Origin of the sequence: Terrabacter sp. RAF57 (assembly GCF_052113925.1) — a bacterium.
In the GTDB taxonomy this organism is placed as follows: domain Bacteria; phylum Actinomycetota; class Actinomycetes; order Actinomycetales; family Dermatophilaceae; genus Terrabacter.
In genome coordinates, this window is the sequence record NZ_JBFRDT010000011.1 from 37,809 (window position 1) to 57,751 (window position 19,943).

16 protein-coding genes and 2 tRNA genes are annotated in these 19,943 nt (G+C 72.3%); 13 read left to right on the top strand and 5 right to left on the bottom strand.

Annotated elements, in window-relative coordinates:
• Window positions 1-11: 11 nt before the first annotated feature.
• From AB4Y83_RS13495 to AB4Y83_RS13505, 3 genes are all read left to right on the top strand, one after another.
• A tRNA-Gln gene (locus tag AB4Y83_RS13495) sits at window positions 12-90 on the top strand.
• A 393-nt stretch (window positions 91-483) separates the two neighbouring features.
• Window positions 484-2,028: a bifunctional UDP-N-acetylglucosamine diphosphorylase/glucosamine-1-phosphate N-acetyltransferase GlmU gene (gene glmU / locus AB4Y83_RS13500; RefSeq protein WP_442297187.1), complete on the top strand. Its 1,545-nt coding sequence runs from the start codon at window positions 484-486 to the stop codon at window positions 2,026-2,028.
• Window positions 2,025-3,005, top strand: a complete 981-nt coding sequence (locus AB4Y83_RS13505) for a ribose-phosphate diphosphokinase (RefSeq protein WP_442297188.1) — start codon at window positions 2,025-2,027, stop codon at window positions 3,003-3,005. The genes glmU and AB4Y83_RS13505 overlap by 4 nt, the downstream gene beginning before the upstream one ends.
• 75 nt (window positions 3,006-3,080) lie before the next feature.
• On the opposite strand, the gene AB4Y83_RS13510 is transcribed toward AB4Y83_RS13505, so the two are convergent.
• On the bottom strand, window positions 3,081-3,641 hold the full coding sequence (locus tag AB4Y83_RS13510) for a CGNR zinc finger domain-containing protein (protein WP_442297189.1): 561 nt from the start codon (window positions 3,639-3,641) through the stop codon (window positions 3,081-3,083).
• 124 nt (window positions 3,642-3,765) lie between these two features.
• Here AB4Y83_RS13510 and AB4Y83_RS13515 point away from each other — a divergent pair, with 124 nt between their 5' ends.
• On the top strand, window positions 3,766-4,800 hold the full coding sequence (locus AB4Y83_RS13515; RefSeq protein ID WP_442297190.1) for an EamA family transporter: 1,035 nt from the start codon (window positions 3,766-3,768) through the stop codon (window positions 4,798-4,800).
• Window positions 4,801-4,953: 153 nt separating this feature from the next.
• Here the strand turns inward: AB4Y83_RS13515 and AB4Y83_RS13520 are convergent, their stop codons facing one another.
• Window positions 4,954-5,190 (bottom strand): hypothetical protein, encoded by a 237-nt coding sequence (locus AB4Y83_RS13520; protein ID WP_442297191.1) that lies wholly within the window; start codon window positions 5,188-5,190, stop codon window positions 4,954-4,956.
• Between the two features lie 316 nt (window positions 5,191-5,506).
• On the opposite strand from AB4Y83_RS13520, the gene AB4Y83_RS13525 reads away from it, so the two are divergent.
• From AB4Y83_RS13525 to AB4Y83_RS13545, 5 genes are all read left to right on the top strand, one after another.
• Entirely contained in the window at window positions 5,507-6,190 is a 684-nt protein-coding gene (locus tag AB4Y83_RS13525) for a 50S ribosomal protein L25/general stress protein Ctc (protein ID WP_442297192.1), read from the top strand.
• A gap of 155 nt (window positions 6,191-6,345) precedes the next feature.
• Window positions 6,346-6,939 (top strand): aminoacyl-tRNA hydrolase, encoded by a 594-nt coding sequence (pth, locus tag AB4Y83_RS13530; RefSeq protein WP_056778006.1) that lies wholly within the window; start codon window positions 6,346-6,348, stop codon window positions 6,937-6,939.
• A 102-nt stretch (window positions 6,940-7,041) separates the two neighbouring features.
• On the top strand, window positions 7,042-10,722 hold the full coding sequence (mfd, locus tag AB4Y83_RS13535; RefSeq protein ID WP_442297193.1) for a transcription-repair coupling factor: 3,681 nt from the start codon (window positions 7,042-7,044) through the stop codon (window positions 10,720-10,722).
• 33 nt (window positions 10,723-10,755) lie between these two features.
• On the top strand, window positions 10,756-11,325 hold the full coding sequence (locus tag AB4Y83_RS13540; RefSeq protein ID WP_442297194.1) for a hypothetical protein: 570 nt from the start codon (window positions 10,756-10,758) through the stop codon (window positions 11,323-11,325).
• 19 nt (window positions 11,326-11,344) lie between these two features.
• Entirely contained in the window at window positions 11,345-12,328 is a 984-nt protein-coding gene (locus AB4Y83_RS13545) for a MazG family protein (RefSeq protein ID WP_442297195.1), read from the top strand.
• Window positions 12,329-12,440: 112 nt separating this feature from the next.
• Here AB4Y83_RS13545 and AB4Y83_RS13550 read toward each other — a convergent pair whose 3' ends face one another.
• A complete protein-coding gene (locus tag AB4Y83_RS13550; RefSeq protein ID WP_442273810.1) occupies window positions 12,441-13,877 on the bottom strand; it encodes a sugar transferase in 1,437 nt (478 codons plus the stop codon).
• A gap of 406 nt (window positions 13,878-14,283) precedes the next feature.
• Between AB4Y83_RS13550 and eno the strand changes: the two genes are divergently transcribed.
• The 4 genes from eno to AB4Y83_RS13570 all read left to right on the top strand — a co-directional run bounded on the left by eno (window position 14,284) and on the right by AB4Y83_RS13570 (window position 17,978).
• Window positions 14,284-15,585, top strand: coding sequence for a phosphopyruvate hydratase (gene eno / locus AB4Y83_RS13555; protein WP_020144939.1), 1,302 nt, complete (start codon window positions 14,284-14,286; stop codon window positions 15,583-15,585).
• Window positions 15,586-15,976: 391 nt separating this feature from the next.
• The gene (locus AB4Y83_RS13560; protein ID WP_442297196.1) at window positions 15,977-16,375 is read left to right on the top strand and encodes an FtsB family cell division protein; all 399 of its coding nucleotides are present in this window, start codon (window positions 15,977-15,979) and stop codon (window positions 16,373-16,375) included.
• Window positions 16,376-16,435: 60 nt separating this feature from the next.
• The gene (locus AB4Y83_RS13565) at window positions 16,436-17,011 is read left to right on the top strand and encodes a DUF501 domain-containing protein (RefSeq protein WP_442297197.1); all 576 of its coding nucleotides are present in this window, start codon (window positions 16,436-16,438) and stop codon (window positions 17,009-17,011) included.
• Window positions 17,004-17,978, top strand: coding sequence for a Ppx/GppA phosphatase family protein (locus AB4Y83_RS13570; protein ID WP_442297198.1), 975 nt, complete (start codon window positions 17,004-17,006; stop codon window positions 17,976-17,978). The genes AB4Y83_RS13565 and AB4Y83_RS13570 overlap by 8 nt, the downstream gene beginning before the upstream one ends.
• Before the next feature lie 18 nt (window positions 17,979-17,996).
• On the opposite strand, the gene mptB is transcribed toward AB4Y83_RS13570, so the two are convergent.
• Both mptB and AB4Y83_RS13580 read right to left on the bottom strand, forming a co-directional pair.
• On the bottom strand, window positions 17,997-19,580 hold the full coding sequence (gene mptB, locus AB4Y83_RS13575) for a polyprenol phosphomannose-dependent alpha 1,6 mannosyltransferase MptB (RefSeq protein WP_056778036.1): 1,584 nt from the start codon (window positions 19,578-19,580) through the stop codon (window positions 17,997-17,999).
• A gap of 192 nt (window positions 19,581-19,772) precedes the next feature.
• Window positions 19,773-19,847 (bottom strand) — tRNA-Leu (locus tag AB4Y83_RS13580).
• Window positions 19,848-19,943: the final 96 nt, after the last annotated feature.

Sequence of the window (19,943 nt, forward strand, 5' to 3'; positions counted from 1 at the left end):
GTCCACGACGATCCCCGGTTGGTCTGCCGGCAGGGCCCGCCTGACTTTGAATCAGGACAAGCGACGCAGGTTCGACTCCTGCCCGGGGAGCAGGGGCCGGTGACGGTCCTCGGACGAGCGGCGTCGCCCGACATGCGTGGGGGTTCGCGGTCGAGCGACGCCTTGGCCGCTCGGCAGGGAGTTGGTGCCAGAGCCAGCCCCGGGTCCGCCAACTTAGGGGGGGACTGACGGGCCCGTCCTCCCATGGTCGCACGGTTGGCAGAGATCGGCGCCGCCTTGCGCCCGGCACCCCACCGGCGCCCTGTGCCACCGGGCATACGCCGTCGCGTGGGACGTCGATGTGAGTGGGGTCACGGCGCGCCCGTGGCCGGAGCGGCACCCTCGCTCCCCACGAGTAGCATGGCCGAGGCGCACCCCGGCGCCCGCGTGGGCCGGGGTCGTCCGCACCCGAGTGCACCCCGATCCAAAAAGGAGCTGCGCCCTGTGAGCGATCTACGGCCGACCGCCGTGATCGTCCTCGCCGCCGGTGAGGGCACACGCATGAAGTCCACGACCCCCAAGGTCCTCCACACGATCGGAGGCCGCAGTCTCGTGGCCCACGCGATCCGGGCGGCCCGGGGCACGAGCCCGCACCACCTCGCCGTCGTCGTGCGCCACGAGCGCGACCGCGTCGCCGAGCACGTGGCGCAGGTCGACCCGGAGGCGGTCGTCGCCGACCAGGACGACGTCAAGGGGACAGGGCGAGCCGTGGAGTGCGCGCTCGAGGCGCTGCCCGGCGACCTCGCCGGCACCGTCGTCGTCACCTACGGCGACGTGCCGCTGCTGACGAGCGCCACGCTCGAGGGACTCGTCGCGGCGCACCACGCGTCCGGTAGTGCCGTCACCGTCATCACGGCGACGCTCGAGGACCCCACGGGCTACGGCCGCGTCATCCGTGACGCGGAGGGCTCGGTCGTGGCGATCGTCGAGCAGAAGGACGCCGACGAGGAGCAGCGCGCGATCCGCGAGGTCAACAGTGGCCTGTACGCGTTCGACGCGGCGGTCCTGCGCGAAGCCCTCTCCGAGGTGGGCACCGACAACGCGCAGGGCGAGAAGTACCTCACGGACGTCATCGCCATCGCCCGCGGGCGCGGTCTCGGGGTGCGCGCGCACCTCGTCGCCGACCTCTGGCAGACCGAGGGTGTCAACGACAAGGTGCAGCTGGCCCGTCTCGGCGCCGAGCTCAACCGCCGAACCGTCGAGCAGGCCATGCGCGACGGCGCGATCGTCATCGACCCGGCGACGACGTGGCTCGACGCCGACGTGACGATCGGGCCCGACACCGTCGTGCGCCCCGGCACGCAGATCCTCGGCGCCAGCACGATCGGCTGCGACTGCGTCATCGGTCCCGACACGACGCTGACCGACGTCGAGGTCGGTGACGGTGCGAGCGTCGTGCGGACCCAGGCCGAGCTCGCGGAGATCGGGCCCGGCGCCACCGTCGGGCCCTTCTCCTACCTGCGACCCGGGACGCGACTCGGGGCGAAGGGCAAGATCGGCGGCTTCGTCGAGACGAAGAACGCCGACATCGGCGCGGGCGCCAAGGTGCCGCACCTGACCTACTGCGGCGACGCGACGATCGGCGAGGGCGCCAACATCGGCGCCGGCACGATCTTCGCCAACTACGACGGCGTCACGAAGGGCCACACGAACGTCGGGGCGCACAGCTTCGTCGGCAGCAACTCGGTCATCGTCGCGCCCCGGACGATCGCCGACGGCGCCTACGTCGCCGCGGGATCGGCCGTCGTCAGCGACGTCGCCCCGGGACAGCTCGCCGTGACCCGCGCGCAGCAGCGCAACGTCGACGGCTGGGTGGCCCGGCGCCGGGCCGGCACGAAGACGGACGAGGCCGCCCGGGCCGCGCAGGGGCAGGCCACCCCGGCGCAGACCCCCGGGCGGACCTCGGAGCAGACCTCAGAGCAGACCTCAGAGCAGACCTCAGAGCAGACCCCCGCGCAGACCTCCGAGACGAAGGACGCCCAGCGATGAGCGGCATCAACAAGGCGACCGAGAAGCACCTCATGGTCTTCTCCGGCCGGGCCCACCCGCAGCTCGCGCAGGAGGTCGCCGCGGCCCTCGGCACCGACCTCGTTCCGACGTCGGCCTACGACTTCGCCAACGGCGAGATCTACGTCCGCTACGAGGAGTCCGTCCGCGGCTCCGACGCGTTCGTCATCCAGAGCCACACCGCTCCGATCAACGAGTGGATCATGGAGCAGCTCATCATGATCGACGCGCTGAAGCGGGCCTCCGCCAAGCGCATCACCGTCGTCCTGCCCTTCTACGGCTACGCCCGCCAGGACAAGAAGCACCGTGGCCGCGAACCGATCTCGGCCCGCCTCATGGCCGACCTGTTCAAGACGGCCGGCGCCGACCGGCTCATGGCGATCGACCTGCACACCGCGCAGATCCAGGGCTTCTTCGACGGCCCCGTCGACCACCTCATGGCGATGCCGATCCTCGCGGACTACGTCGGCAAAAAGTACGGCCACCTCGACCTCGCCGTCGTCTCGCCCGACGCGGGGCGCATCAAGGTCGCCGAGGACTGGAGCTCACGCCTCGGCGGTGCTCCGCTCGCCTTCATCCACAAGACCCGCGACATCAACCGGCCCAACGAGGTCGTCGCCAACCGCGTCGTCGGTGAGATCAAGGGCCGCGTCTGCGTGCTCGTCGACGACATGATCGACACGGCCGGCACCATCACCAAGGCCGCCGACGCGCTCATGGACCAGGGTGCCGCGGGGGTCATCATCGCCGCGACGCACGCGATCCTCTCGGGCCCGGCCGTCGACCGCCTCAAGGCCTGCAAGGTCGAGGAGGTCATCGTCACGAACACGCTCCCGATCCCCGACGACCGCCGCTTCGACAAGCTCGAGGTCCTCTCGATCGCGCCGCTCGTCTCGATGGCGATCCGCGAGGTCTTCGAGGACGGCTCGGTGACGAGCCTCTTCGACGGCAAGGCCTGAGCGGCCACCACACGACGAGGGCGTATGCCGCCGGGACCCACCCGGCGGCATACGCCCTCCGTGCGTGACGGGTCCTCAGGCGTGCGCGGCGCGGCGGGCGCGGTAGGCGGCGGTGTGGGCGCGTGCCGCGCAGCCGCCCTCGCAGAAGCGACGCGAGCGGTTGCGGGAGAGGTCGACGACGACGTCGTCGCAGTCGGCGGCCTCGCAGACGCGCAGCCGCGCGAGCTCTCCGGCGCGCACGACGTCGATGACCGCGATCGCGGCCTCGACGGCCATCCGTCGGGCGAGCGGGGCATCGGCCGGGGTGGCGTGGACGTGCCAGCCCACGTCGTCGTGGTCGACGAGCTGGGGGACGGCGCGGGCCTCGGCGAGCAGCTCGTTGACGAGGGTCACGACGCCGGCCTCGTCCTCGTCCCAGAAGCCGCGCAGCCGGGGCCGCAGCGCCCGGACCGCTGCGAGCTCAGCGGCGTCGCGGTCGAAGCGGCCGGTCCACCCCTGGTCGCGGTAGAGCGACTCGAGCTCCTCGAGGGAGGTCAGGCGGTCGGGGTCACCGTCGCCGGGGACCGAGCCCGGCATCGTGTTGACGAGGGCTGCGGCAGCGGCGAGGGCGACATCGGTGTCATGGGTGAAAAGCATGTTGACTCCTGACGGATGCGGTCGCTACCGTCATGAGTGTAATCAATTTCGGTGCTGACATGATGCTCGCTCGACGCGAGCCGGTCGGCGGGAGCGGCGAGGAACTGTGATGGCGGAGCGAGTCGTGGTCGGAGAGCCCGCGGTAGTCGGCGCCGGGGGGAGCGCCGGGACGGACGGGGCTGCGGTGCCGCTGTCGCGGCAGGCCCGCCACCCGCTCGTCGGCCTCGGGGTCGCCCTCGCGTCGGCCGCGGCCTTCGCGACGTCCGGTGCCTTCGGCAAGTCGCTGCTCGTCGGTGGCTGGTCGCCCGGTGCCGTCGTGACGATGCGCATCACCCTGGCCGCCGTCGTCCTCCTCGGCCCTGCCCTGTGGTCGCTGCGCGGCCGGTGGGCGGCGCTGCGCCGCAACGGCTGGGTCGTCGTCGGCTACGGCCTCACCGGTGTCGCCGGCTGCCAGCTCGCGTACTTCAACGCCGTGACGCACCTGTCGGTCGGGGTGGCCCTGCTGCTCGAGTACCTCGCCCCGGTGCTCATCGTCGGCTGGCTCTGGCTGCGCCACCGGCAGGCACCGCGCCGCCTCACGCTCGCCGGGGTGGCGCTCGCCGTGGCCGGGCTGCTCCTCGTCCTCGACGTCGTGGGCGGGGGCGCGAGCATCAGCGTCGTCGGGGTGCTCTGGGGGCTCGGTGCTGCCGTCTGCCTCGTGCTCTACTTCCTGCTCGCCGACCACGTCGACGACGACGTGCCGCCGCTCGCCCTCGCCGGCGGTGGCCTCGTGGTGGGTGCGGCGTCGCTCGGCCTCGCGGGGCTGGTCGGCGTGCTCGACATGTCCCGGGGGGCGGCACGCGTGCCGCTCGGCGGCGTCGTCGTCGACTGGTGGGTGCCGGTCCTCGTCATCGCGGTCGTCGCCGCCGCCTTCGCCTACGTCACCGGCATCGCGGCCGTGCGGATGCTCGGGCCCAAGGTGGCCTCCTTCGTGGCTCTGACCGAGGTGCTCTTCGCGGTGCTCTTCGCGTGGCTCGTCCTGGCCGAGCTGCCGACGCCGGTCCAGCTCGTCGGCGGACTGCTCATCGTCGGCGGCCTCGTGGCGGTCCGTGCGGACGAGTCCCGCGGCCCCGGCCTCGTCGTCGACGAGCCCGTCACCGGGCCGGCCGCGCGGCCCTAGCCTCCCACCCTCGCGCTCCGCTCGGTCCAGGGCGCCGGGTCCGCCGGTGCGCCCTGGAGTGACCGCAGGCGGTGACGTCGCGACGACCGGTGGCGTGCTCCGGGCCACGTCGTGCTCCGGCTCCGATGCGCACCTGGCCCTCCGCGACCTCTCCTACGGGTCTCCGGGCGGGGAGAGCGCGTGGTGCTCCTTCGTGACCTCGCGCGTCGGCACGTCGTTCCCCTTCGAGCTGCTCTCCGGCAACCACGAGAGCAACGGCACCAACGCAAGCGCGTCGACCTCGTGCTGTCCGGTGAGAAGCACCTCTACCAGCGCACGAAGCAGCTGCGCGAGGGCACGGGGTGCGCGCGCGTCGCCGTCGTGCGTCGTGCGCGGAGGGGGCAGCTTCACGGACTCCTGGGTGCTCCGGCGTACGCCCTTCCTGTGACCCGTGGACGTCCGTGGATCGTGGATTTCACCGCCCGGGCGTCCGTCCCGTAAGATCGAGCAGTTGCCTCGGCGAGGGACGGTGCACGGCTGCCACGGCAGGGCGTGACGAGGTCCGTGATCGACGCGGTGGCCTGACGTGGAGCACTTCATGGTCGGGTTCGCCTCTGCGTGCGGCCCTGAACGACCGTCCCGCTCCGTCACTGCCGAAAACCGCGCGTCGTCCCGCGTCGAGGCCGACCACAGAGACCGCCTCATCCGAGATACCCAGGAGACCCCCGTGTCCGACAACACCAAGCTCGTCGCCGAGAAGCGCACCGACTTCGGCAAGGGCGCCGCCCGCAAGATCCGCCGCGCCGGCAACATCCCCGCCGTCATGTACGGCCACGGCACCGAGCCCGTGCACATCTCGCTGCCCGGCCACGACACGATGATGGCCCTCAAGCAGGCCAACGCGCTGCTGACGATCGTCGTCGACGGCAAGGAGCAGCTCGCTCTCGCCAAGGACGTCCAGCGCGACGCCATCAAGCCGGTCATCGACCACGTCGACCTCGTCGTCGTCCGCAAGGGCGAGAAGGTCACCGTCGACGTCGCCGTGCACCTCGAGGGCGAGGCCGCTCCCGAGACCGTCGTCACGCTCGACCACAACACGCTCCAGGTCGAGGCGCTCGCCACGAACATCCCCGAGAACGTCGTCGTCTCCGTCGAGGGCCTCGAGGCCGGCACGCAGATCCTCGCCGGCGCCGTCGAGCTGCCCGAGGGCGCGACCCTCGTCACCGACGAGGAGGCTCTCGTCGTCAACGTGACGCAGGCCATCTCCGCCGAGGCCCTCGAGGCCGAGCTCGCCGAGGCCGAGGCCGAGGCCGGCATCGAGCGCGAGGAGTCCGACGAGGAGGCCGCCGAGGCCGCCGAGGGCGAGTCCGCCGAGGGCGACGACGCCAAGGCCGAGAGCGACGAGGCCTGAGCGTCCGCTCCCTTCCGTGGCGCCGCGCGCCACACCACGCGTCCACGGGTCCCGCCCGAGCTCCGGCTCGGCGGGGCCCGTGCCCGCACCACCAGCACGACCGCCCCTGACCCGCGGGCTCGTCGCCCACCCAGCACCCACCGATCGAGGACCGCATGGACACCTGGCTCGTCGTCGGACTCGGCAACCCCGGGCCCGGATACGCCGGCAACCGGCACAACGTCGGCGCCATGACGGTCGAGGAGGTCGCCGGTCGGGCGACGGGTGGTCGGGCCACGTTCAAGGCGCACAAGGCCGCCCGGGCCCGCGTCGCCGAGGCGCGCCTGCGGGTCGGCGGCCCCAAGGTGGTCCTCGCCGTCCCCTCGATGTTCATGAACGAGTCGGGGTCGGCCGTCGCGGGGCTCGCGAAGTACTACGACGTGCCCACCGACCACATCGTCGTGCTGCACGACGAGCTCGACATCGACGCGGGCCTCGTCCGGCTCAAGCAGGGTGGCGGTGAGGGCGGCCACAACGGGCTGCGCTCCATCTCGCGCTCGCTCGGGACCCGTGACTACCTTCGCGTCCGCCTGGGCATCGGGCGCCCGCCCGGCCGCCAGGACCCGGCCGACTTCGTGCTCAAGGACTTCTCCAAGGCCGAGCGCACCGAGGTGCTGCCGTTCCTCGTCGACGAGGGGGCCGACGCCGTCGAGGCGCTCATCGAGGTCGGGCTGCTCGACGCCCAGCAGCGCTTCCACGCACCACGCTGACGGCCCGTGACCGTCGGGCCCGCGGCCCCTTCGACCCCCACCGAGCGGGCGCCCGCACCGGCGTCACGGCTGTCGCCGCACCGACCTAGACTGGAGGACCTGATGCCGCACCCACTGCTGTCCGCCTTCAGGGCGCTTCCCGATGTCCGCCACGTCCTCGACCAGGTGGGGCGGGCCCGTCTCGTCGACGTCTCCGCGAGCGACGGCACCCGGCCGTTCCTCGTCGCCGCGCTGGCCCAGCGCGCCGACGGGTCCGCAGCCGCGTCGACCGACCCGGCGGCCACCGAGCCCGCCCCTCTCGTCGTCGTCACGGCGACGACGCGCGAGGCCGACGACCTCGCGAGCGCCCTGGGCCTCTTCCTCCCCGCAGACCGCATCGCCGTCTTCCCGTCGTGGGAGACCCTGCCGCACGAGCGCCTCTCGCCCCGGAGCGACACCGTGGGCCGGCGACTGGCCGTGCTGCGACGGCTCGCGCACCCCGATCCCGACGACCCGGCATACGGCCCGCTCTCGGTCGTGGTGGCACCCGTCCGCGCCGTCCTCCAGCCCCTGACCAAGGGGCTCGGCGACCTCGTGCCCGTCGCGCTGCGTGCCGGCGACGAGCGCCCTCTCGAGGACGTCGTCGACGCCCTCGTCGGCGCCGCCTACACCCGCACCGACCTCGTCGAGCGACGCGGCGAGTTCGCCGTGCGCGGCGGCATCCTCGACGTCTTCCCGCCGACCGAGGAGCACCCGGTCCGCATCGAGTTCTGGGGCGACACCGTCGAGGAGGTCCGCTGGTTCAAGGTCGCCGACCAGCGCTCCCTCGAGATCGCCGACCACGGGCTCTGGGCCCCGCCCTGCCGCGAGCTGCTGCTCACCGACGACGTGCGCGCCCGAGCCCGGGCCCTTGCCGACCAGCTGCCCGGTGTCGCCGAGATGCTGTCCAAGGTCGCCGAGGGCATCGCCGTCGAGGGCATGGAGTCCCTCGCCCCGGCGCTCGTCGACGGCATGGAGTCGGTGCTCGACGTCCTGCCCGAGCACTCGATCGTGCTGCTCGCCGACCCCGAGCGGGTCCGCCGCCGCGCCCACGACCTCGTCGCGACGAGCGAGGAGTTCCTCGAGGCGAGCTGGGCCAACGCCGCCGCCGGCAACCAGGTGCCCGTCGACCTCCAGTCGCTGCTCGGCAGTGCGTCCTACTGGTCGCTCGCCGACGTCCGTGCCCTCGCCGAGCGGTCCGGTCGCCCCTGGTGGACGCTGACGCCCTTCGCGGCCGACGCCGACCTCGTCATCGAGGACGACGACGTCGACGAGCGCCTCGCCGTGCGCACCACCGACCCCGAGGCCTTCCGCGGCGACACCGACCGCGCCGTCGAGCACCTGCGCGAACGGGTCGCCGACGGCTGGACCGTCGCCGTCGTCACCGAGGGCCCCGGCCTCGCCAAGCGCGTTGCCGAGGTGCTGGGCGAGCACGAGGTCGCCGTGCGTCCCCTCGACACCACCCGCGACGACGCGCTCGAGCCGGGCTGGGTCCACGTCACGACCGCCACGCTCGGCCGCGGCTTCGTCCACGAGGGCGCCCGCGTCGAGGTGCTCACCGAGACCGACCTCACCGGGCAGCCCGGCAGCGGCACGTCCACCAAGGACATGCGTCGTATGCCGTCGCGGCGCCGCAACCAGGTCGACCCGCTGCAGCTGCGCCCCGGGGACCACGTCGTCCACGAGCAGCACGGTGTCGGCCGCTTCGTCGAGATGATGCAGCGCACCGTCGCCGGCGCGACCCGCGAGTACCTCGTCATCGAGTACGCCCCGGGCAAGCGGGGCCAGCCCGGTGACCGTCTCTTCGTCCCCACCGACCAGCTCGACCAGGTGACGAAGTACGTCGGTGGCGAGGAGCCCACCCTCAACAAGATGGGTGGCTCCGACTGGTCCAGGACGAAGTCGCGGGCCAAGCGCTACGTCAAGCAGATCGCGGCCGACCTCATCCGTCTCTACAGCGCCCGCCAGGCCACGAAGGGACACGCCTTCGCGCCCGACACCCCGTGGCAGCGCGAGCTCGAGGACGCCTTCGCCTACGTCGAGACCCCCGACCAGCTGATCAGCATCGACGAGGTCAAGGCCGACATGGAGAAGCAGGTCCCGATGGACCGGCTCATCTGCGGCGACGTCGGCTACGGCAAGACCGAGATCGCCGTTCGCGCGGCGTTCAAGGCCATCCAGGACGGCAAGCAGGTCGCGGTCCTCGTGCCGACGACCCTGCTCGTGAGCCAGCACCAGCAGACCTTCGCCGAGCGTTACTCGCAGTTCCCGGTCAAGGTCGCCTCCCTCTCTCGCTTCCAGAGCGACAAGGAGGCCAAGGACGTCATGGCCGGGATGGCCGACGGCACCATCGACCTCGTCATCGGCACGCACCGCCTGCTCGCCAAGGACGTCACGTTCAAGGACCTCGGGCTCGTCATCATCGACGAGGAGCAGCGCTTCGGCGTCGAGCACAAGGAGCTGCTCAAGACGATGCGCACGGCCGTCGACGTCCTGTCGATGTCGGCCACGCCCATCCCGCGCACGCTCGAGATGGCCGTCACCGGCATCCGCGAGATGTCCACGCTCGCAACGCCGCCCGAGGAGCGCCACCCGGTGCTGACCTTCGTCGGCGCCTACGACGAGAAGCAGATCACGGCGGCGGTGCGCCGCGAGCTGCTGCGCGAGGGCCAGGTCTTCTTCGTGCACAACAAGGTGAGCAGCATCGAGAGGGCGGCGGCACGCCTGCGTGAGCTCGTCCCCGAGGCGCGCATCGCCACCGCGCACGGCCAGATGGGCGAGCACAAGCTCGAGCAGGTCGTCGAGGACTTCTGGGAGAAGCGCTTCGACGTGCTCGTCTGCACGACGATCGTCGAGACCGGCCTCGACATCTCCAACGCCAACACCCTCATCGTCGAGCGCTCGGACGTCCTCGGCCTGTCCCAGCTGCACCAGCTGCGCGGTCGCGTCGGCCGTGGCCGCGAGCGGGCCTACGCCTACTTCCTCTACCCGCCCGAGAAGCCGATGACCGAGACGGCGCACGACCGTCTGCGCACCATCGCCAGCAACACCGACCTCGGCTCGGGCATGGCCGTGGCCATGAAGGACCTCGAGATCCGCGGCGCCGGCAACCTGCTGGGCGGCGAGCAGTCCGGACACATCCAGGGCGTCGGGTTCGACCTCTACGTGCGCCTCATCGGCGAGGCCGTGTCCGACTTCCGCGGCGACGCCGTCGACCTGCCGGCCGAGATCAAGATCGAGCTGCCCGTCGACGCGCACCTGCCGCACGACTACGTGCCGGGGGAGCGGCTGCGTCTCGAGGCGTACAAGAAGCTCGCGACGGTCGAGACGTTCGAGGCCGTCGACGAGATCGAGGCCGAGCTGCGCGACCGCTACGGCGCACCGCCGAAGCCCGTCGAGAACCTCCTCGAGGTCGCGCGGCTGCGCGTCGTGGCCCGCGAGGCGCGCATCGGTGACATCGGCGTGCAGGGCAAGGTCGTGCGCTTCGGCCCGGTCAAGGACCTCCGCGAGAGCCAACAGCTGCGGCTCATGCGCCTCTACCCGGGCACGCTCGTCAAGGACGCCCTCGGCACCATCCTCGTCCCGGCTCCGATGACGGCCCGGGTGGGCGGCAAGCCGCTCCGCGACGTCGAGGTGCTGACGTGGGCGCGGCAGCTCATCACGGCCGTCCTGCTCGACGACATCGCCGCCGCGTCGGGAGCCGCGGCCAGGGCCTCGGCGGGCGCTTCGTCGGGCGCGGCGAAAACCCGCGTGGCAGCACCGTAGGATGTCAGACGCATCCGCCAGAGGAGGAAATCAGTGAAGGCTTGGTCTGCTCAACCCGCGAAGCGCGTGGCCGTCGTCGGCATCGCCGCGCTCGGCGCCGTGTCGCTGCTCGGCGGGTGCGGTTTCGAGACGCGCCAGCAGGCCGCCGCCGTCGTCAACGGCGAGGTCATCCACGAGTCCGACGTGCGTGAGACGTACGACCAGCTCAAGGCGGCCAAGCTCGACTTCGCCGAGAACATCGTCGTCACCGCCCTCGTCGCGGCGCCGCTGCTCAAGGACGTCGTCGGCAAGTCCGGCAGCTGGAAGCCCGACGAGACGTACGCCTCGGTCATCTCCTCCATCCCCGACGCCACCGACACGACGAAGGAGTTCGTCGCGGCGGTCGCCCTCATCCAGTCGCAGAAGATGACGCCCGCCGACGTCGCCGCCTACCGCGCCGACCTCAAGAAGGCCGACATCAGCGTCAACCCCAAGTACGGCTCCGTCGTGCAGTCCGCCGAGGGGCCCGTCTACTTCACCATCGGTCAGCAGACGCCCAACTGGGTCAAGCCGGGCGGCAACACCGCCCCGGCCACCGCCCCCGCCACGGCCCCGGCCCAGTAGACCTCCGCAGCCCTGCGTCGTGACTGCCCGCGTCGTCCTGCTCGTCACGACCCCACGCATCGCCCCGGGTCTGCTGACCCGTGAGGCGTGGCAGAGCCTCGAGCGGGCGTATGCCGTGTGGGGCCGTCCCGACGAGCCGCAGGTCGCTGCGCTCGTCGAGGCCGGCATCGCGGTGCGTCCCCGCGAGGACGGTCACCCGGCCGACCTCGCGCGCGACCTCGTCACCGCCTCCGAGGTGGGTGACGTCGTGTGGGTCGGCTCGTCCGACGGTGACCCCGGCCTCAGCGACGCCGTCGCGGTCGAGGTGACCCGGCTGCCCGAGCCACCCGAGGTAGAGCTGCTCATCGGTTCGTTCGACGTGCCCGGTGCCCGGCTGCTCGACGTCGTCGCCGTCATGGACCGGCTCCGGTCGCCCGGTGGCTGCCCCTGGGACGCGAAGCAGACCCACGACTCGCTCGTGCCGTACCTCCTCGAGGAGGCGCACGAGGCCATCGAGGCCATCGAGAGCGGCGATCCGTCGCACATGCAGGAGGAGCTCGGCGACCTGCTGCTGCAGATCGCGTTCCAGTCCCGCGTGGCGCAGGAGCACCCGAGCGAGCCGTTCGACATCGACGACGTCGCCGGCGGTCTCGTCGACAAGCTCGTCCGGCGACACCCGCACGTCTTCGCCGACGTCGAGGCCGACACGGCCGACGCCGTCGAGGCCAACTGGGAGTCGATCAAGGCCGACGAGAAGCAGCACCGCACCCACCCGGTCGAGGGCGTCCCGAGCTCGCTGCCGGCCCTCGCCCGGGCCGAGAAGTACGTCTCCCGGCTGCGTCGCGCGGGCCGCGAGGACCTCGTCGACGCCGCCGTCGCCGGCGGGGGGCTCGGTGCGCAGCTGCTCGACCTCGTCCGCACGGCACGGGCCGAGGGCATCGACGCGGAGGCCGCCCTCCGCGAGACCCTGCGCGCTCTGGAGGCCGCGAGCGCGGCCAGCACGCACCCCGACGCCGACGCCTGAGCCGGCCGGACGGCATACGCCCTCGGGGTCGTGCCGGCCCAAGCGGGACGAATGGTGAGGGCCACGTCACCGGGGTGCGGTGGCGCGGCCCTCACCGGGCTGAGGATGCGCGTCAGTAGGCGCCGCGCGAGGCGAAGACGGCGTGGATGGTCTTGGCCATGATGGACAGGTCCTGGACGATGGACCAGTTGTCGACGTAGTAGAGGTCGAGGCGCACGGTGTCCTCCCAGGACAGGTCGCTGCGTCCGGAGACCTGCCAGAGGCCGGTCACGCCGGGTCTGACGTGGAGGCGGCGCTGGACGTCGGGCACGTAGCGACGGACCTCGGCCGGGAGGGCGGGTCGGGGGCCGACGAGGCTCATGTCGCCGTTGACGACGTTGATCAGCTGGGGCAGCTCGTCGATGGAGTAGCGGCGGATGAACGCGCCGACCCGGGTGATGCGCGGGTCGGCCTGGGCCTTGAAGAGGACGCCGTCGGCGTTCTGGTTCAGGTGCGAGATGCCGGAGAGCTTGGCCTCGGCGTCGATGACCATGCTGCGGAACTTGAGGCACTCGAAGAGCTCGCCGTCGCGGCCGACGCGGGTCTGCCGGAAGAGGATCGGTCCGCCGTCCTGGAGCTTGGTGGCGATCGCGACGAGGATCATCAGGGGCGCCGCGACGAGCAGCAGGAGCGTCGCTCCGGCGAAGTCGAAGGCGCGCTTGAGGCCACGTGAGGCGCCCAGGCTCTGCGGCTGCTCGACGTGGACGAGGGGCAGTCCGCCGACCGGGCGCATCGCCATCCGCCCCGAGCTGATGTCGCTGAGGCTGGGGACGACCGCCATCTGCACGTGGTGGCCCTCGAGGTCCCACGCGATGCGGCGGAAGTCGACGGCCGAGGGGAACGCGCCCTCGGTGAAGACGACCATGTCGGCCTTCTCGGCGATGACCGACTCCGCGGTCTGCCCGGTGTTCCCGACGACCGGCACCCCGCGCGGGGTCGCCGCGGTCGGGTGCGACGAGGGCGTCAGCGCGCCGACGATGCGGTAGCCGAGCCACGTCTCGCGCTCGAGCACCGCGGCGACGTCGTCGACGTGTGAGGCCGAGCCCGAGATGAGCACCCGGGTCAGCAGGTGGCCGTGGGCGTGGGCCCGGTGGACGAGCCGGCGGGCGTACCACCGCCAGAGCAGCACGAGCGGGACCCCGATCGCGAAGATCAGCACGAAGAAGCCTCGCGAGAGGTTGAACTTCGTCAGGTAGCTGAGGATCCCGATGGCCCCGGCCGTGAGGCCGGCCGCGCTGCACACCCGGGCGTACTCGATCGTGCCCACCCCCAGGTGGCTGCTCGTGTACGTCCCGAGCGCGAGGTTGGCGACCATCCACGCGGCGACGATCCACAGGCCGACCGACTGGGCGACCTGGTTGACGTCGTTCGCGGCGTTGAAGACGTCGAGACTCGTGCGTCCGACGGCCGCCAGCGCCGTCGCCGCCGTGATGATGACCAGGTCACCACCGGCGATCCCGAGCTGCAGCAGACGCTGCCCCCGGCCCCTCTCGCTGAGCGGCTGCGTCACCGGACGCGCGCTCACATTCAGTAGAACAACCCCCGACTCGCGCATGGGTTGACCCATGACAACACCCCACCCCCGGCACCCACTGGTGCCCTATTCACGACCAGCTCCACCCCCCCGGATGGCTAGTTGTGAGTATGCCTTCTCCCGGTCAGCCTTTGGTAAGGAAGTAGTAAAAATGTTTGGGCGGAAGGACCCCGGTTTGTCCCCGTGCCCGATACGTCCCGGTCTGCCCCACGTGCCCTTCCACCTGCCCGTATGCCGGGTCGCTCCACCGGCCCGGAGACCCCACGGGCTAGGCTCGTCCCCAGCACCTGTGCTCGGTGCGCGGGGGGTTCGCAGCGCTGCGACTCGTCCGCGCCGAGCACCCCATGAGCACCCATGAGCAGCACCAGCACAGGAGAGCCAAGTGGCCAGCATTGAGGAGATTGGCGCCCGCGAGATCCTGGACTCGCGCGGCAACCCCACCGTCGAGGTCGAGATCCGTCTCGACGACGGCACGTTCGCTCGCGCGGCCGTCCCGTCGGGCGCCTCGACCGGGGCCTTCGAGGCGTCCGAGCGGCGTGACGGCGACAAGGGCCGCTACCTCGGCAAGGGCGTCGAGCAGGCCGTCGACGCGGTCATCGAGGAGATCAACCCGCGCCTCGTCGGCTTCGACGCGAGCGAGCAGCGCCTCATCGACGCCGAGATGATGGCGCTCGACGGCTCCGCCAACAAGGAGAACCTCGGCGCCAACGCGATCCTCGGCGTCTCGCTCGCCGTCGCGCACGCCGCCGCCGAGTCGGCCGGCCTGCCGCTCTTCCGCTACGTCGGTGGCCCGAACGCCCACGTGCTCCCGGTCCCGATGATGAACATCCTCAACGGTGGGTCGCACGCCGACTCCAACGTCGACATCCAGGAGTTCATGATCGCGCCCGTGGGCGCGCCCACCTTCCGCGAGGCCGTGCGCTGGGGCGCCGAGGTCTACCACGCGCTCAAGAAGGTCCTGCACGAGCGCGGTCTCGCGACCGGCCTCGGCGACGAGGGCGGCTTCGCCCCGAACCTCGAGTCCAACCGTGCCGCCCTCGACCTCATCCTCGAGGCGATCAAGGCCGCCGGCTACGAGCCGGGCCGTGACATCGCCCTCGCGCTCGACGTCGCGGCGTCCGAGTTCTTCGAGGACGGCTCCTACGCCTTCGAGGGCGCGAGCAAGTCGGCCGACGAGATGATCGCCTACTACGCCGAGCTCGTCGAGGCCTACCCGCTCGTCTCCATCGAGGACCCCCTCAACGAGGAGGACTGGGACGGCTGGAAGTCCATGACCGACCTGCTCGGCTCCAAGGTGCAGATCGTCGGCGACGACCTCTTCGTCACCAACCCCGAGCGACTCGGGCGAGGCATCTCGACCGGCACGGCCAACGCGCTGCTCGTCAAGGTCAACCAGATCGGCACGCTCACCGAGACGCTCGACGCCGTGACGCTGGCGCAGAGCAACGGCTACCGCTGCATGATGAGCCACCGTTCCGGTGAGACCGAGGACGTCACGATCGCCGACCTCGCCGTCGCCACCAACTGCGGCCAGATCAAGACCGGTGCCCCGGCCCGCTCCGAGCGCGTCGCGAAGTACAACCAGCTGCTGCGCATCGAGGAGGAGCTCGACGACGCCGCCGTCTACGCCGGCACGGGCGCCTTCCCGCGCTTCGACGCGAGCCGCTTCGGCGCCGAGGGCTGACCTCGTGGCCGACCGCACGCCGTCCCGCCCGGGCCGCCCGTCGTCGACGGGCCGCTCGGGTGGTGGCGCGCGACCGGCCTCCCCCCGGCAGGCCCCCGGCGCGAAGCCCGGTCCGAAGCCCGGTCCGAAGCCCGGTCCGAAGCCCGGTCCGAAGGCCACGTCGAAGCCGGGGGCCGGTACCGGGACGTCGGGGTCGACGTCCACCGGTCGCCCGTCCTCGGCCCGGTCGACCAGCCGTGCGGGCGCGAGCCGCTCGTCAGCCACCCGGCCGGGTCAGTCCCGTCCGGGGGCTGCGCGCGCGAGCCGTCCCGGAGCCGGCAAGGAGCGCCCGGCCCTGGCGGCCCGGCCCCGCACCCCGCAGACGGCCCCGCCGTCGGCCTCGACGGCCTGGGTGCGCGGTGCCATCCTGCTCGGCATCCTCGTCATGCTCGCCGTGACCATCGTGCCCACCCTCCGATCCCTCGTCCAGCAGCGGGGCGACGCCGCGGCCATGCAGGACAAGGTCGCCGCCCAGCGGGACACCGTGGCCCGGCTCGAGCGCGAGGCGGCGCTGTGGAAGGACCCCGCCTACATCGAGGTCCAGGCCCGCGAACGCCTCAAGTTCGTGCGGGTCGGCGACCGCGCCTACACCGTCATCGACCCGTCGAGCAACGAGGCGAGCGCTCCCGCTGCGGAGCGCCCCGTCGTCGCCGCGCCCATGGCCAACGCCGCATCGCCGTGGTACGGCAAGGTGTGGCAGTCCATCCAGATCGCCGACCGACCCACCGCCGGGGTCAACCGCCCCAAGTGACCTCGTCGTCACCCACGGCACCCCCCCGGCGCCCCTGAGAGCCCGAGAAGTGAGTCCCGCGTGAGCGACCCCTCCCGTCCGTCCGCACCGGCCGTCGCCGGCGCCCACCACGCCGAGGTCGCCGACCTCGACACCGTCGAGCGCCAGCTCGGTCGCCGCCCGCGCGGCGTGGCCGAGGTGGCCCACCGCTGCCCGTGCGGGGAGCCCGACGTCCTGCGCACCGAACCCCGCCTGCCCGACGGCACTCCGTTCCCGACGACGTACTACGCGACGTGCCCGCGCCTCACCGGCGCGGTGAGCACCCTCGAGACGGCCGGGGTCATGAAGGAGATGACCGAGCGGCTCGCCCACGACGAGGGGCTCGCCGCCGCCTACGCGAGGGCGCACGAGCACTACCTCGCGCAGCGGGCCGAGCTCGGAGACGTGCCCGAGATCCACGGCATCTCGGCCGGTGGCATGCCGACCCGCGTCAAGTGCCTCCATGTCCTTGTCGGACACTCCCTGGCGGCCGGTCCGGGCGTCAACCCGCTCGGCGACGAGGCCCTCGCGATGCTCGACGACTGGTGGCTGCCGACGTCGTGCGCGGCCCTGCACGCGGCCGAGGACGCCGGCGTCGAGGGAGCCCCCGGTGAGTGACCGGATCGTCCGCGTCGGCGCGATCGACTGCGGCACCAACTCGATCCGTCTGCTCGTCGCCGACGTCGACCCGCTGACGGGGGCGCTCACCGACGTGCTGCGCCGGATGGAGATCGTCCGCCTCGGCCACGGCGTGGACCGCACCGGTGTCATCGCCCCCGAGTCGATGGAGCGCACGCTCGCCGTCACGCGGGAGTATGCCGCCTCGTGCCGTGAGCTGGGCGCCGTGCACGTGCGCTTCGTCGCCACCTCGGCGTCCCGCGACGCGCGCAACGCCTCGGACTTCATCGAAGGTGTGCGCGCGGCCTTCGTCGATCACTACGGCTCCGAGGTCTCGCCGGAGGTCGTCTCCGGTGACGAGGAGGCCGCACTGTCGTTCGCCGGCGCCACGGGTGGCCTGGCGGCCCAAGGTGTCTCCGGTCCTTACCTCGTCGTCGACCTCGGCGGCGGCTCGACCGAGCTCGTCCGCGGCACCGACCACGTCGAGGCCGCACGCTCGGTCGACATCGGCTGCGTCCGGATGACCGAGCGACACCTCGTGACCGACCCCGCCACCGACGACGAGGTCGCCGCTGCCACCCGGGACATCGACGCCGCACTGGACGTCGCGGAGTCCGTCGTCCCGCTCGAGGGCGTCGCGACGCTCGTCGGTCTGGCCGGCAGCGTCACGACGATCACGGCGCACCTGCTGCGCCTGCCGGCATACGACGCCGTGCGGATCCACCTGGCCCGCTCCACCCCGGCCGACATCGTCGCCGCCTGCGACGACCTGCTGGCGATGCCGCGCGCGCGGCGCGCCGAGCTGCCCCACATGCACCCGGGACGCGTCGACGTCATCGGCGCCGGTGCGCTCGTGTGGCGCCGCATCGTCGAGCGGGTCGTCGACCGTGCAGGCGTCACCGAGGTCGTCACGTCCGAGCACGACATCCTCGACGGCATCGCCCTCAGCGCAGCCCGGCGCGGCTGACCGACGCCTGACCGGGGTTCAGCGGCGGGGGAGCGCGGCAGCGAGGAAGGGCTCGTCGGCCTGCTCGTGCACGCGACGGCGGTTGGCGCGCAGGCGGGCCGCCATCCAGAGCGCGGCCGAGACGCCGAGCGCCCACGTGCCGTTGGAGACCGTCGCGTCGACGACGCCGTAGGTGACGAAGAAGAGTGTCACGAAGACGACGGCGCGCACGTGCTTCGCCGAGAGGCGCACGGCGGCGAGGAGCAGCCCTCCCCAGAGGAGGTACCACGGGTGGATGACCGGACCCGAGGCGCAGAGCACGAGCAGGGCTCCGGCCGTGGCGAGCACCGGGTTGCGCGGCGCGACGCGCCAGGTGATCCATGCGATGGCGGCCAGACCCAGGAGCAGCCCGATCGTCTGGGCGATGGGGACGGGCGCCGAGGTCACGCTCTCGGGCATGCCGGCGAGCCTCAGCAGCCACTCGACGACGCTGCCGACGAACGTCGGCGGGGAGAGCATCGAGCGCAGCGACACGGGCACGGAGAGGTTGGGGATCCAGCCCCAGCCCAGACCGGAGACCGCGGTGATCGCCGTGAAGGCGGCCGCGGTGACGCCGCCGTAGACGAGGCCGTGCCGGACCATCGCCTTGAGCCGTGCGGGAGCTCCGGGCTCCAGATCGGTCTGCGCCTGCAGGGCCATGCCGACGACGCCGATGAGCGCGAGGACGGCCGTCTGCTTGTAGGCGGCGGCCGCGGCGATCGTCACGGCCGCAACGACGAACTGGCCGCGGCTCGCGAGGAGCAGGGCGAAGGTCACGAGGGCGACCATGACGGCGTCGCCGTGGCCTCCGCCGACGAAGTGCATGAGGACGAGCGGGTTGAGCACGCCGAGCCAGAGGGCGTGCCGACCGCTGACGCCGTAGCGCTCAGCGAGGCGCGGCAGGGCGTAGGCGAGCAGCCCGACCGCGAGGAGCGCCGGCACGCGCATGGCCAGGGCCGAGACGTAGGCGTTCTCCGGGAAGATGCTGACGACGAGGTGCTGGACCTGCAGTGCGAGCGGACCGTAGGGCGCCGGCGTGTCGATCCACATCGGGTCGACCTGGTCGGCGAAGGGGCCGGGCACCCAGAACGGCCCCACGGCATACGGGTCCATCCCGCGCAGGACGATCTGTCCCTGCGCGGCGTAGCTGTAGGCGTCGCGGCTGAAGAGCGGCGGCGCGAGCATGATCGGCAGGCTCCAGAAGAGCCAGGCCATCGACGGGGCCTTGCGGCCGTGCACGGGGCGCATCCGCAGCCACGCGTCGACGAGCAGGGCCATGCCGACGGCGAGCAGGATCGTCGTGAGGACCCGTCCGGCGCCTGAGCCGAGCCACACGAGGCCGAAGCGCTCGATGAGCGGCGAGGCGGGAAGCTCGAAGGTGTCGGCGGGCAGGAAGGCGGGGCTGACGGAGCCGGCGGCCACGAGGGTCGTGCCGAGCGTGCCGCGCCGGACCATCGGGTCGGCCCACGTGCGCCGGAGCGCGGCGGAGAGGCGGTCACCGAAGTCGACGACGCGCGGGTCGACGACCCAGGCCGCGCGCGGCGGAGCAGCGGTCGTCGCGCCGGCGACACGATGCTCCAGCACCCGCTGCTCCTTCGTGTGGTGAGGGGTTCGCACTCGAGGTGCGGTACAGGTCGAGAAGGAGCGCATCGGAAGGGCCCCTGGACCTCGGTCTCGACGGCCAGTCTAGGCGGAGCGGGCGCGTGCGTGGCGTGCCACGCCAAGGCGTGAGCGTGGCGTTACCGAACCGTGCCGGGACAGCCGACGCCCGTGACGTACCCCCGGAGGGACTCGAACCCTCACCTGTGGCGATTTTAAGTCGCCTGCCTCTGCCGATTGGGCCACGGGGGCGGGGTCCCCAGTATGCCGTCGTGCCGGGTCGCCGGGGTCACCGCGGGGCGCGTCACGATCCCGTGTCGGGCGAGCACTTCTCGCGCGCGGGAACCT

Excerpts from the sequence above, each read along its gene's own strand:
- mfd (WP_442297193.1), top strand. The coding sequence starts at position 7,042 with ATGCCGCACCCACTGCTGTCCGCCTTCAGGGCGCTTCCCGATGTCCGC.
- AB4Y83_RS13505 (WP_442297188.1), top strand. The coding sequence starts at position 2,025 with ATGAGCGGCATCAACAAGGCGACCGAGAAGCACCTCATGGTCTTCTCC.
- AB4Y83_RS13510 (WP_442297189.1), bottom strand. The coding sequence starts at position 3,641 with ATGCTTTTCACCCATGACACCGATGTCGCCCTCGCCGCTGCCGCAGCC.
- pth (WP_056778006.1), top strand. The coding sequence starts at position 6,346 with ATGGACACCTGGCTCGTCGTCGGACTCGGCAACCCCGGGCCCGGATAC.